Origin of the sequence: Brevibacillus borstelensis, from assembly GCF_036700025.1 — a bacterium.
GTDB lineage: Bacteria > Bacillota > Bacilli > Brevibacillales > Brevibacillaceae > Brevibacillus > Brevibacillus borstelensis.
In genome coordinates this window covers 3820252-3833660 of record NZ_CP144922.1, presented here as the reverse complement: position 1 = coordinate 3833660, position 13409 = coordinate 3820252, and the positions used below count along the sequence as shown (strand labels likewise).

General features: G+C 52.5%; 12 protein-coding genes and 1 riboswitch. Of the genes, 10 read left to right on the top strand and 2 right to left on the bottom strand.

Going from position 1 to position 13409, the window contains the following annotated elements; genetic code table 11:
- Positions 1-490 precede the first annotated feature (490 nt).
- The gene (gene rpsT / locus V5G20_RS18485) at positions 491-766 is read right to left on the bottom strand and encodes a 30S ribosomal protein S20 (RefSeq protein WP_003390724.1); all 276 of its coding nucleotides are present in this window, start codon (positions 764-766) and stop codon (positions 491-493) included.
- 159 nt (positions 767-925) lie between these two features.
- On the opposite strand from rpsT, the gene gpr reads away from it, so the two are divergent.
- From gpr to nikC, 8 genes are all read left to right on the top strand, one after another.
- Complete coding sequence (gene gpr / locus V5G20_RS18480) at positions 926-2032, top strand: GPR endopeptidase (protein ID WP_003390721.1); 1107 nt, start codon at positions 926-928, stop codon at positions 2030-2032.
- Positions 2033-2227: 195 nt separating this feature from the next.
- On the top strand, positions 2228-3409 hold the full coding sequence (spoIIP, locus tag V5G20_RS18475; protein WP_338461720.1) for a stage II sporulation protein P: 1182 nt from the start codon (positions 2228-2230) through the stop codon (positions 3407-3409).
- A 6-nt stretch (positions 3410-3415) separates the two neighbouring features.
- Positions 3416-3721, top strand: a complete 306-nt coding sequence (locus V5G20_RS18470; RefSeq protein WP_122958859.1) for a DUF3679 domain-containing protein — start codon at positions 3416-3418, stop codon at positions 3719-3721.
- Positions 3722-3946: 225 nt separating this feature from the next.
- A complete protein-coding gene (locus V5G20_RS18465; RefSeq protein ID WP_024984584.1) occupies positions 3947-4912 on the top strand; it encodes an ABC transporter ATP-binding protein in 966 nt (321 codons plus the stop codon).
- A gap of 24 nt (positions 4913-4936) precedes the next feature.
- Entirely contained in the window at positions 4937-5908 is a 972-nt protein-coding gene (locus V5G20_RS18460; RefSeq protein WP_003390710.1) for an ABC transporter ATP-binding protein, read from the top strand.
- A gap of 101 nt (positions 5909-6009) precedes the next feature.
- The gene (locus tag V5G20_RS18455) at positions 6010-7659 is read left to right on the top strand and encodes an ABC transporter substrate-binding protein (protein ID WP_003390708.1); all 1650 of its coding nucleotides are present in this window, start codon (positions 6010-6012) and stop codon (positions 7657-7659) included.
- Positions 7660-7742: 83 nt separating this feature from the next.
- On the top strand, positions 7743-8753 hold the full coding sequence (locus tag V5G20_RS18450) for an ABC transporter permease (RefSeq protein WP_338461716.1): 1011 nt from the start codon (positions 7743-7745) through the stop codon (positions 8751-8753).
- A gap of 12 nt (positions 8754-8765) precedes the next feature.
- The gene (nikC, locus tag V5G20_RS18445) at positions 8766-9659 is read left to right on the top strand and encodes a nickel transporter permease (protein WP_003390704.1); all 894 of its coding nucleotides are present in this window, start codon (positions 8766-8768) and stop codon (positions 9657-9659) included.
- Positions 9660-9888: 229 nt separating this feature from the next.
- Here nikC and V5G20_RS18440 read toward each other — a convergent pair whose 3' ends face one another.
- Positions 9889-10680 carry an alpha/beta fold hydrolase gene (locus tag V5G20_RS18440; RefSeq protein WP_171506863.1) on the bottom strand — a complete coding sequence of 264 codons (792 nt, stop codon included), beginning with the start codon at positions 10678-10680 and terminating at the stop codon, positions 9889-9891.
- Between the two features lie 125 nt (positions 10681-10805).
- On the opposite strand from V5G20_RS18440, the gene V5G20_RS18435 reads away from it, so the two are divergent.
- Together V5G20_RS18435 and V5G20_RS18430 are read left to right on the top strand one after the other, a co-directional pair.
- Positions 10806-11903 (top strand): M24 family metallopeptidase, encoded by a 1098-nt coding sequence (locus V5G20_RS18435; protein WP_003390701.1) that lies wholly within the window; start codon positions 10806-10808, stop codon positions 11901-11903.
- Positions 11904-11958: 55 nt separating this feature from the next.
- Positions 11959-12168, top strand: a riboswitch (cobalamin riboswitch).
- 190 nt (positions 12169-12358) lie between these two features.
- Positions 12359-13408, top strand: coding sequence for an ABC transporter substrate-binding protein (locus V5G20_RS18430; protein WP_003390699.1), 1050 nt, complete (start codon positions 12359-12361; stop codon positions 13406-13408).
- Position 13409: the final 1 nt, after the last annotated feature.

The following is a 13409-nucleotide window of genomic DNA, read 5'->3' as shown; positions in this document are numbered from 1 at the left end:
GTACTATGAACCCCTCCGACTCCCTCTCTGCCATCCACCACTTCCCTTACGGTTATAGGTTTCCGTTTTACGCTCCTGACGGGGCGTGCAGAGTAGGGTCTCCCCAGTTCCGTTAACTACTTTCTCAACATACCGCTCCCCATACCCCGAGGGATTCATAGGTGCTGTATTCCAAGTTCTCCACACCGTCCTTGGCCTTCGCCCATATGAAACAAGCTCGGCTTCCCTTTGTCCACCTCTCGGTGGTCTTTCTTAACGAGGCTGCAGGATTCACTTTATGTTACGGCCTGCTGATTTGCTCGCACTCTTTCGAGTTACTTTGTCACAGGGCTTCAACCTTAGGATTTCTCCACCAGTTGCCTGTCAGCTACGAGGTGACTTGGCTCCTGCCTCGGTTGGACTTTCACCAACTAGCAATTAACGGCTTGCTGGGCACGCTTCAAACAAAAAACCCGTGAACGAAATGTTCGCGGGTTTTTCCGGTTCAACGTTACGCTACAGGAGCAGACAGAACGTTGAGCTTTTTCATCAAGCGAGACTTTTGACGGTTTGCTGCGTTTTTATGAATGAGACCTTTCGTAGCGGCCTTGTCCAGCTTTTTCACAGCCACCAGAAGAGTGGATTTCGCCAAATCTACATCTTGAGCAGCTACCGCTTTCTCAAAGTTTTTCACAGCAGTACGCAGATCGGACTTTTGAGAAGCACGTTGTGCGCGGCGCTTTTCGATTTGCTTGGTGCGTTTAATCGCGGATTTAATGTTTGGCATGTGTGTCACCTCCTTAGACGACCATGGGCGTGCAATACATACAACAAAACATATTCTAGCATGCAGTTCACCCATTTGCAAGAAAGGATTCGGAATAAAAAATGATGATTCAAGCAAGCTAGTAGCAGGAACAAAATGGGGAAAGGAAGTGTCACGGTGATGGAACACAATATCGACTTGTCAAGGTACGCTATACGAACAGACCTTGCTCTGGAGGCACATGAGCTGGTACAAGAGCAGCAGAGCGCTTCCGATGTCATGCCGGGAGTGCGGATTGAAACGGATGACAGCGAGCGGGGAATCAAGGTTACCCGTCTGCAGGTGGAAACCGAGGAGGCGGGGAGAACTATCGGGAAACTGCCAGGCCACTATATCACCATCGAAGTGCCAAAGCTGCGGGACAACGATACAGCGGTCGAAGAGCAGGTCGCGCGGCGCTTTACAAAAGAGTTTGCCGCTTTTCTTGAACGCCTGGGGATTACGGAGGACAAAAAGGCGCTCGTCGTCGGTTTGGGAAACTGGAATGTGACGCCGGACGCTCTGGGACCAATGGTCGTGGAGAACCTCCTGGTGACTCGCCATCTGTTTACGCTTGCACCAGAGTCGGTAGAGGAAGGGTATCGGGAGGTAAGCGCCTTGTCCCCAGGGGTACTCGGCATTACCGGCATCGAGACGAGTGAAATTGTTTTCGGCGTGGTGGAAAAGAGCAAGCCTGACTTCGTCATATGCATTGACGCCTTGGCCTCGCGGGCGCTCCATCGGGTAAATACCACGATCCAGATCTCCGATACCGGTATTCATCCGGGATCAGGCGTCGGCAACAAGCGGAAGGCAATCGACAAACAGACGCTTGGTGTTCCGGTAATCGCGATCGGTGTTCCGACAGTCGTTTTTGCCTCGACGATTGTGAACGATGCGATTACGTATCTGCTCGGCCATTTCGGTCAATCCATGAAGGAGAGCAGCCGGGCATTCAACAAGCTGGCGATGAGCTCGCTCCCCGAGCGGAAGGAACCGTACACCGAGGAGGACCTGCCGGACATGGAGTCGAGGAAGACCTTTATGGGATTGGTAGGCTCGCTTCCCGAACAAGAGAAGCAGCAACTGATCCATGAAGTTCTGCGCCCGCTTGGTCAGGATTTGGTAGTTACGCCAAAAGAGGTAGACGATTTTATCGAGGGGGTCGCCAACGTGATCGCGACCGGTTTGAATCGTGCTCTTCACCGTGCTGTGGACGGTCAAAACAGTGCCGCATATACGCATTGAGGGAGCGTAAACGGCGAACACAAGCGGAGCAGACAAGTCCCAACCTCCGCAAAAAAACGCAAGCAAAACACAATTGAGAGAAAAGCTAGGAAGGGGTTCTATCGTCTCTATGACGCTCATAGGCTAAAGCATAGACAAGCGGTCGACGAGCAGGTCGTCTTGGATTGTCAACGCCGCAGCATGAGGAGGAGACAGATGGCACCCCTGATACAACGTCAATTTATTATCCTTTCCATACTTACCGCCTTTCTCTTTGTAGTGACTGGACTGATGTCCCTCGGCGGAAATCGCGTCATGATCGTCTCGACTGCGGTTCAACAGGCAGCCGCCCACGTGTCCAGCTTGCACATGCTGAAATGGATGGGCCAGGAGATTCCTGCCCTGACTGATACTGTACACGCCTCGACAGACAGAGGGGCAAACAGCGTGACTGGCTTCATGTTTCAGCTTGCGACAAGCATCAATCCGGGCGATTTGCGCAGCTTGCTGGGCCGAGAGATCCCCGGATTGTTGACAGGGGAAGCTCCGCGTTTTGGCAATGAGGGAGAGGGAACGGCGCTCGCCGAACATTATGCCGAGTACCCGCCTGCTCCAAAGCAGGTGATCGATGCATCTCCTCCCGCTGCCAACGTGGAGCCGGCCGTAGAAGCGACTGCCCCGGCAGCAGAAGACAATAAAAAAGATCCTGCAGCAAGACCTACGACAGGCAACAAAAAAATCGTCTATGTGTACCACTCCCACAACCGCGAGTCATGGCTGAGCGAGACAAAGCAGGTCGGGACATCCGTCAATCATCCAAAACGAAATATTTCACTGGTAGGAGAGCATCTCGCCGAAAAGCTGAACGACCTCGGGATCGGGGCAGATGTAAATCGGGATGACATTTATCAGCGTTTGCTGGACAAAGGCAGAGACTATACGCATTCTTACGCAGAATCCCTGCAAGCGATACGGACAGCAACCGAAAAAAACCGGGAGCTCCACTATTTCTTCGACCTTCATCGCGATACGCTTCCGCGAAAGGAAACGACCGTCACCATCAAGGGAAAAACGTATGCAAGAACGCTGTTCGTCGTCGGCAAACGCAACAAAAACTACGAGAAAAACGAAGCCTTTGCCGACGCTCTTCATCAGATTATGGAGAAGAAGTATCCGGGATTGTCGCGCGGCAAGCTGGAAAAAGGGGCAAAAACTGATCACGGCGAGTATAATCAGTCCATTTCACCGGGAAGTCTGTTAATAGAGATCGGAGGCACGGAAAATACGCTGCAGGAGTCGCTCAATACGGCAGAAGCGATCGCAGACGTATTCGCGGAGTACTATTGGCAGGCGGAGAAGGTAACGAAGCCCGAAACAGGGCCGCCCGCGAAAGGGTGAGTGGGAATGAATGTGACGGTAAAGCTGACAGGACTTTTATTCGTCCTGCTGATCGGAGTGGTGCTGGGCTTGCAAACGGCGGAGCGCGGCATCCAGAAGGTGAGCGGAATGCCGGAGCAGCCGCCGCAAACCTTTTCCATCAAAAAGATAGATAACGGGAAAATGGAAATCGCCGTGATGGGCAAGCAAGTCCAGACAGCGCCCGGTCAGGTGGTCAACTACATGAGCAATGCAGGGCAATCCTTGGGTCAGATCGTAAAAGACGGCGCTCGGGGCGCGATCGAGTGGCTAGCCAGTATTTTTGACCCATAAGAGTAGTTTACGGACAAACAGATTGGCGAAAAAGCAAGAGGATGCAAACAAGCCCGCCATGCGGGCTTTTCTTCATTTGGTTCCGTTATAGGTAATATTTAATATGTTTAGCCTAATTGTAATTTTCTAAATTTAATATGTTGCCAAAAAATTGGATTAATGGCATAATGTTGACAGTTAGTCATCTTGTCCCATGGAATATAAAGGTTAGAGAGGTGCACCTGCATGTCACAGCCAGTATTGGAAATCGAAAACTTGCAAACGCACTTTTTTACAGACCGCGGGCAAATACCGGCGGTCGATGGTGTCACCATTACCGTAAACAAGGGAGAAGTGCTCGGGATCGTCGGCGAGTCCGGGTGCGGAAAAAGCGTAACCTCCCTGTCTGTCATGAAACTGGTTCCCAACCCCCCGGGAAAGATTGTCGGAGGCTCCATCAAATTTAAAGGGGAGGACCTCGTGTTGGCCAGCGAAAAGCGGATGAGAGAGATTCGCGGAAACGAAATCGCGATGATTTTTCAGGAGCCGATGACCTCGCTCAACCCTGTTTATACGATAGGCGACCAGATCGGGGAAGCCATTCGCTTGCATATGAAAGTGGGCAAAAAAGAAGCGCTCGGGCGCGCTGTAGAGATGCTGAAAAAAGTAGGCATTCCGAGGGCGGAAGGAATTGTCCGCGAATATCCGCACCAGCTTTCGGGCGGGATGCGCCAGAGGGTCATGATCGCGATGGCGATGGCCTGCAATCCGGAGCTTTTGATCGCGGACGAACCAACGACAGCGCTTGACGTGACGATCCAGGCTCAGATCCTCGATTTGATGAGGCATGTGAATAAAGAGTCGGGAACGGCTATTTTGCTGATTACACATGACCTGGGCGTGGTAGCGGAAATGTGTCATCGCGTTGTCGTCATGTACGCGGGCAATGTGGTGGAGGAGGGCGATGTTCGGACGATCCTGAAAGAACCGAAGCATCCATACACCATCGGCCTGCTGAACTCCTTGCCCAAGCTGGAAGTATCGCAGGAACGGCTTTATTCCATCCCCGGAAACGTCCCGATACCCGGCTCGATACAGATGGGGTGCAGGTTCTCGCCGCGGTGCGAACAGGCAGACGACAAGTGCCGGACGCAGATGCCGGAGCTGAAGACAGTGGGAGCCAATCATCGTGCCCGCTGCTGGATGACGTAAATAAATCCCGAAAGGAGCATGCAGGTGGCTGAAGATCTGCTCATCGTCAAGAATCTGAAGAAATACTACCCGATCACAGGCGGCGTATTCGGGAAAGAGGTAGGCGTCGTCAAAGCCGTAGATGACGTCTCGTTTACCGTGAAGAGAGGGGAGACGTTTGGGCTGGTAGGAGAGAGCGGATGCGGGAAATCGACGACGGGCCGTTCCCTTTTGCGGCTGATCGAGCCCACCTCTGGAGAAGTGGTGTTCGACGGGACCGACATCATCGGCTTGCAGGGAGAAGCGCTGCGCAAGATGCGGCGCAATATGCAAATTGTTTTTCAGGATCCGTTCGCTTCTCTCAATCCTCGTCATAATATTGAAAAGATTCTGGAGGAGCCTTTGCGGGTGCACGGGATCGGTTCTCCGGCTGAACGAAAAGAGCGCGTCAGGGAGCTGCTTGAAGTGGTTGGTCTCTCCAGCTACCATGCGACGCGATATCCCCATCAGTTCAGCGGCGGCCAGCGGCAGCGGATCGGCATCGCCCGGGCTCTGATGCTCAATCCCAAGCTGATCGTGGCAGACGAGCCCGTTTCAGCCCTGGATGTTTCGATTCAGTCCCAGGTGCTCAATCTGATGCAGGATTTGCAGAGAGACTTGGGGTTGACCTATTTGTTTATCGCCCACGACCTGAGTGTCGTCCGGCATATCAGCGACCGTGTCGGAGTCATGTATTTGGGCAGGCTGGTAGAGCTTAGCCGGAGCGAGGAGCTTTACCGCCAGCCGCTGCATCCGTACACCCGAGCGCTTCTTTCAGCAGTACCTTCTCCCGATCCGGATGCGGTACGGGAGCGTATCATCCTGCAGGGAGATGTACCCAGTCCGTCCAACCCCCCGACAGGATGCACCTTCCACACGCGATGCCCGCATGTAACAGACGAATGCCGACAGGTTCGTCCGGACTTTCGGGACGTCGGCGGTGGCCACTTCGTAGCGTGCCATCTGTACAACGCATGACGCTGCCTCGCGAATTCCTTTCAAAGGGGGGATGCAAGACAACGTTGAGTGAGAAAAGCAGAGAAGAGATGTGCGGAAAATGGAAAAGGGGGAATTCATCCATGAAGAAGAAGGTTCTTACTGCAGCGATGACGAGCCTGCTCGCACTCTCCATGGTCCTTGCAGGGTGCTCAAGCTCGCAACCGGCTCAACAGCCGAGCGACCAGGGACAAGCGCAGCAGCAGACGCCGCCAGCAGAGCCCGCAAAGAACGAGCCGAAGCAGCTGATTATTGGACGTGGGGCTGACACGAAAAGTCTGGATCCGATCCGGGAAACGGATGGCGAAACATTCAGGGTGACTGAAAACATTTATGAAACGCTCGTGAGCTATGAGGATACAAACACGACGGTTATACCCGGACTGGCCGAGAGCTGGGAAATTTCCGAGGACGGCTTGACCTACACCTTCAAGCTTCGCCAGGGCGTAAAGTTCCATGATGGTACGGACTTCAATGCGGAAGCAGTCAAGTTCAACTTCGACCGCTGGATGGACAAGAGCAACAAATACCACAATCCAGAGGGATTCCCCTACTATAATGACATGTTTGGGGGATACAAAGGCGATCCTGATCACGTAATCAAAGAGATCAAGGTTGTGGACGCACACACGATTCAATTCGTTTTGAACAGGACCCAAGCCCCGTTCCTGGCAAACCTGGGCATGTCGCCGTTTGCCATCGCTTCGCCAAAAGCGATTGAAGGAGGCAAGCTGGGAGATGAGCCTGTAGGTACCGGGCCATTCAAGTTTGCGGGTTGGAAGCGCAATGACATCATCACCCTGGAGAAAAACCCGGACTACTGGAACAAGGGGTATCCGAAGCTGGACAAAGTCATCTTCAAGGTCATTCCGGAAAATACAGCGCGTCTGACAGCGCTGACGTCCGGAGAGATCGATCTGATGGATGGACTGAATCCGGACGATGCGGAAGCGGTAAAAGAAAACAAGGACCTGCAGCTGCTCCTGCGTCCATCGATGAACGTCGGTTACCTCGCGTTCAATACGGAGAAAAAGCCGTTTGACAATCCAAAGGTGCGTCAAGCGATCAGCCACGCGATCAACAAGCCCGAGATGGTGAAAGCATTCTACAGCGGCCTTGGCGAACCGGCTACCAACCCGATGCCGCCAAGTCTTTGGGGTTACAACGACCAGATCAAGGACCGCGAATACAACCTGGATCAAGCGAAAAAGCTGTTAGCGGAAGCTGGATACCCGAATGGCTTCAAGGTGCAGTTCATGGCCATGCCTGTTCCTCGTCCGTATATCCCGGACGGCAAAAAGATGGCAGAGGCGATTCAGCAGGATTTAAAGAAAATCGGCATCGAAACGGAAATCGTGACGATGGAGTGGGCTACGTATCTCGAAAAGACAAGGTTAGGCGAGTACGAGATGTGTCTGCTTGGCTGGAACGGCGACAACGGCGACCCGGACAACTTCCTGTACACGCTGCTCGACAAGAATACCATTAACGGAAACAATATTCCTCGCTACTCCAATGAAGAGGTTCATCAGCTTCTTTTGAAAGCGCAGTCCACGTCTGACCAGAAAGAGCGTGAAACCCTGTACAAAAAGGCGCAGGAGCTGATCTTTAACGACGCGCCTCTCGTTCCGATCGCTCACTCTACACCGCCGATTGCGGCCAAAGCGGGTGTTACCGGCTATCAGCCGCATCCAAAAGGCAGCGAGAGCGTAGAAAAAGTAGACATTCAGTAAAGTGTGGCAAGGGTAAGAAGAACCCTTTCTTCTTGCCCTTCTCTTTTATGTTCAACGATGGACGACGCAAGGAAAGCGAGGAGATGGCATTGCTGGCCTACACCATTAGAAGATTGTTGATGCTGATCCCAGTGTTACTAGGAATGTCGCTAATTGTTTTTGCTATTATTCACGCCATCCCGGGGGACCCGGCACTGACGATTTTGGGAGAGAAGGCAAGTCCGCAGGCTCTTGCGGATTTGCGGGAACAGCTGGGGCTGAACAACCCTTGGTATATGCAATACTTTCATTACTTGGGGAATCTTCTAAAAGGGGATTTGGGAGTCTCCTTGCACTCCAAAGCGCCAATTACCGTAGAAATGGGCCCGTACTTGGCGGCGACGATTGAGTTGACTTTGGTGAGTATGCTGTTCGCAGTTTTTATCGGAGTGAATGCGGGAATCATCTCTGCTTGGAAACAGAACTCGTGGTTTGACTACACTTGCATGCTGATCGCTTTAATTGGAGTCTCCATGCCGGTATTCTGGCTGGGCTTGATGGAACAATGGGTATTTGCCCAGGAATTGAAGTGGCTGCCTTCTATTGGACGTGACAATCCGCGTGATCCAGTAGCTGAGATTACGCATTTTTATATAATTGATTCGATTCTTGCAGGTCGTTCGGATCATTTTCGAGATGTGGTGGAGCACTTGATTCTTCCGGGAATCGCGCTGGGAACGATTCCGATGGCGATTATTGCACGGATAACCCGTTCCAGCATGCTCGAAGTAATGCGGTCCGACTATATTCGGACGGCAAGGGCAAAAGGGCTTGGCCAGTTTTTTGTCGTGTACAAGCACGCCCTGAAAAATGCGTTGATTCCCGTACTGACGATTGTGGGGGTGCAAGTAGGCCTCCTGATCGGGGGGGCGGTATTAACCGAGACGATTTTCGGGTGGCCGGGTGTTGGGAGATACATCTATACGGCAATCGGAAACCGCGATTATCCCGTTATTCAGTCAGGAATTTTGGTCATCGCAACGATTTTTGTTCTGATTAACCTGGTGGTCGACCTCCTGTACGCTTACGTCGATCCGCGCATCAAATATCGCTGAGGAGGCAGTAAGATGGCAGAAACCCATGTGCAAACGGTACCAGTCAAGCAGATAAATGAGCCGATCTCCTCTCCGTGGCGCGATGCTTGGAGGATCCTGCGCAAGAACAAGATGGCCATTCTCGGATTCTGCATCATTCTTTTCTTCGTCTTGCTCGCAATCCTGGCACCGTTTATCACCCCGTACGAATACGACAAAGGAGAACTGGTTGATAAAAACCTGCCTCCCTCTGCTGAACACTGGTTTGGTACGGACTACAACGGGCGGGACGTCTTTACCCGTGTGATTTACGGCGCGCAGATCTCACTGCGAGTAGGGCTGTTTGCCGTGATCGGGTCCATCGTTGCCGGGACCTTCCTCGGCCTGTTAGCCGGCTACTACGGCAAATGGATCGATACGCTCATTTCGCGGTTGTTTGATATTATGCTTGCGTTTCCCAGCATTCTGTTGGCGATTGCGATTGTAGCTATACTCGGTCCATCTCTGGAGAATGCCTTGCTTGCGATTGCGATCGTGAATGTGCCCACCTATGGACGTCTTGTCCGTTCGCGGGTGCTTAGTCTGAAGGAAGAAGAATACGTGATGGCCGCCAGGGCGATCGGATCAAAGCATTCACATATTATCGTTCAGCATATTCTCCCTAACAGTTTGGCTCCGATCATCGTGACGGGAACACTTGGAATTGCGACCGCGATCATTGAAGCGGCAGCCTTGGGCTTTCTCGGCTTGGGAGCGCAAGCGCCTCAGCCGGAGTGGGGGTTGATGCTCTCCGACTCCCGCCAGTATATTCAAAAAGCGCCGTGGACAGTTATTTTCCCGGGCTTGTCCATCATGCTGACTGTACTTGGCTTTAACCTGATCGGAGACGGGCTGCGCGATGCGCTGGATCCGCGGATGAAAAACTAGGAGCAGCAATCGTTTTTGTGGTTGGCAGACGATGCTACCATGAGCACGGTAACGAAAAACCCCGAAATAAGCGAGGCTTGATTCGGGGTTTTTTCCTATCGGCGAACCTGACGCTTAGGCCCGGATAAGCGTTGACTCAGTATACAGACGCCGGCGACGGTGATAAAGGGCAGGGAGCCATACCGGTTTGTGTAATCCCGTATCGTTGTTATGTTATCCCGTAGGACAATCAGACCGAAGAACCGGGGAGAGAACCGATAAATTCTCTGCAAAGGCGACTCAAAGACGAGGCAGCGCGAGTCACGATCTGGTGCTTTACGCCAGGGACAGCAACCAGTTTGGCTTTGGGCAGATGTTTTTCCAGAAGCTCGCCGTACGGATGCATGTGCTTGTCCTGCTGGCCGTATACGAGCAGCACAGGCTGCTTGATCTCATGCAACCGCTCTGTACAGCGATAGTGATGTCCGATCCTGTACAGGTGATGAAGAGTTTTGGCGTCCGTACGGCTGGCATGCTTTATCCACTGTTCTTTATCTGCCTGCTTGTCCAGGTGTGAGGAAGCCGTCGAGCGGGCTAGCAAGCTCACTCCTCCCAGCTTGGCAATGGCTTCGGCCAAATAAAAGCGGGAGTGCAGGTACAGCTCATTCACCTCGGAAAAACCGCTGATAAGTACAAGGCCCGCGATGGAATCTGGATGGCGCAGGCACCAATCCAGTGCGAGAGAAGCACCTTGGGAATAGCCCATTACGACGACTCGTTTATGTCCAAGAGCATGAATCATCTCCTCCAGCGTCTCGCTAAGATCGGCCATCGTAAAGGGGACAAAGAGCGGTTCACTCGCTCCGTGACCGGGAAGATCAGGCAGGATGAGTTGAAAGTGCTCGGCCAACCCGTGCAAACGGGAAAAGTTGATCATCCCGATGCCAGGTGCATGGATACATACAAGCGGCTGGCCGCTGCCGTAAAGCTGAACAGCCAGCCTGGAGCTATTTGCAGTTGGAACGATTGTATTTTCGCTCATTTTTCATTCACCTCCCCTTTATCCTGTCCTTACCTGTGCATAGTTTTTTCGTCCGTTCGCTTCTTTTTTTGGCAAGGAAATGGTATCCTCGCAGTATGATACCCAAAGAAAGGCGGTTGACCCGTTTGTATCAAGAACGCATTCAGCGCATTCTTGCTTATTTGCAAAAGCAAGGGATAGACGCTGCTTTGATTACACTGCCTAAGCACGTTTACTACCTGACAGGCTTTTTGACCGAGCCGCACGAACGTTTCATGGGCCTGGTTATTCCGGCCGCTGGAGAACCTTCCTTGATCGTTCCGGCACTGGACCGGGAAGCAGCCGCAGAAGCGTCAGGCATCAAACAAATCTTGACCCATACGGATACCGATAACCCGTATGAAGTGTTGAAACAAGCGCTTCCTTCCGGATTAAACAAGCTCGGGCTGGAAAAAAGCCATATGACCCTAGATCGTTTCGAAACGATGAGTGCACTCGTCTCTGCCGGAAGCTATGTCGATATCGAAGAGCCTCTCAGAGAGATGCGCCTGATCAAGACAGCCGATGAAGTGGCAAGGATCAAACACGCTGTCAAGCTGGTCGAAGACGCTCTTGATGAAACTGTGAAAAAAGTAAAGCCGGGTGTGACCGAGACGGAGTTAGTTGCCGAGCTGGAATACCAGATGAAGCGCCTCGGAGCGGAGGGACCTTCTTTCGCTTCGATGGTGTTGGCCGGTGAAAAGTCGGCGCTTCCTCATGGCAATCCGGGAGACCGGGACGTACGGGAAGGCGAACTGCTGCTGTTTGATATTGGCGTTTCCGCTGATGGCTACGTATCTGATATTACCCGCACTTTTGCGGTTGGAGATATCAGCGATCAGCTTCGGGACATCTACGCGACCGTTCTGGCAGCGAACGAAGCGGCTATCGCAGAGGTCCGTCCGGGCGTAACCTTCGCCCATCTCGATCAAACGGCGCGCGGTGTGATTGAAGCCAAAGGATACGGAGAGTACTTTATGCACCGTCTTGGCCACGGACTCGGCATGGATGTTCATGAGTACCCGTCCGTCCATGGGCAAAACCAGGAGGAGCTGCGTCCAGGCATGGTCTTTACCATCGAACCGGGTGTCTATGTTCCCGGGGTAGGCGGCGTACGCATTGAAGACGACGTGCTCGTCACGGAGGATGGATGCGAAGTGCTGACCCGCTATCCGAAAGAATTAACGGTAATCGGAAAAGGCTGATGCAACGGCGGAATCCCGATACGATCGGGAGGATCTCACGCAATCGCCGATCAACTGAATACATACGCTTTATGGTGTGAACCGGGTAGTCTCTTGTACCCGGCCACTTAAAAGGGAAGTTCGGTGAAAATCCGACGCGGTCCCGCCACTGTAAAGGGGAGTGTCCTTGCTGGTATCCACTGTTTCGCGGTCTAAACGCGAGATGGGAAGGGAGCAAGGCGTGATGATCCCAAGCCAGGAGACCTGCCAGAAAGCATACACGATCGACCCACGAGGATGGGGACAGTGTGACGAAGAAACGGCGCCAGACGCTATTGGTCTATCCTTTTGCCGTGTTTCTTTTGTCCGCTGCCCACAAAGGCATTCCCCGGCAAGATCGGAGGATGTCTTTTCTTTTTGAAATACAGGGGTAAGCAAGTACGATGAAACGCGAATGACAAAAGGAGGAAATAAGGATGAGAGCTTTCAACAAACGTCTTGGCTTTTTGTTTTTCGCCGGGGTTGCAGTTGTCCTGGCACTATCCGGATGCGGGGGAGCCGAGTCGAATTCGGCTGCAAACACTGTTGCCCCGACAAATGGCTCAACGCAATCAGCAGGAGGCGGAGAATCTGCAAATGCGGCGAATTCGACAAGTTCCTTGTCTCCTGTAACAATCGAAAACAATGGAAGAACCCTCACCTTTGCTGAAGCGCCGAGGAGAGCCGTATCACTCAGTCAGCATACTACCGAAATCATGCTCGCTCTGGGACTGGAAGACAAAATGGTCGGGACTGCTTATCTTGATGATCAGATTTTGCCTGAGCTTCAGGAGGCATATGCGAAGATTCCGGTGCTGTCCAAGCAGTATCCGTCAAAAGAAGTCCTCCTTGCCGCTGAACCGGACTTTGTGTACGCTGGCTGGAAGAGCGCCTTTACCGACAAAGCGGTCGGGACTGTCGAGGATTTGGAGAAAATGGGCGTTCACGCTTATTTGCAGCAATCTTCCAATATGACAGCACCGGGTCTTGAGGATGTGTACGCCGACATCCAAAATATCGGGCGCATTTTCCGAGTCGAACCAAAAGCGAATGAACTGATCGAGAAGATGAAAACGGAGATCAGGCAAATCAGCGATCACATCAAAGACGTGGCACGGCCGATTCCTGTGTTTGTCTATGACAGCGGAGAGGACAAGCCGTACACAGCTGCCAATAACTACATGACCAGGTTGATTGCGCTGGCAGGAGGCAAGAACATTTTCGACGATGTCCCGAAAGGATGGACAAGCGTAAGCTGGGAAGAGGTAGTCGCCCGCAAGCCGGAAGTGATCGTCATCGTTGATTACGGAGACAAAACCGTTGAACAAAAACGAAATCTGCTTTTGACAAAAAACGAATTGGCTGATCTGCCGGCCATTAAAAACAAGCGTATCGTCGTGCTGCCGCTCTCCGCAGCGGCTGAAGGAATTCGGGCGCCGTTCGCACTAAAAACTCTCGCGGAAGGACTTTATCCGGAGAAATTTTAAC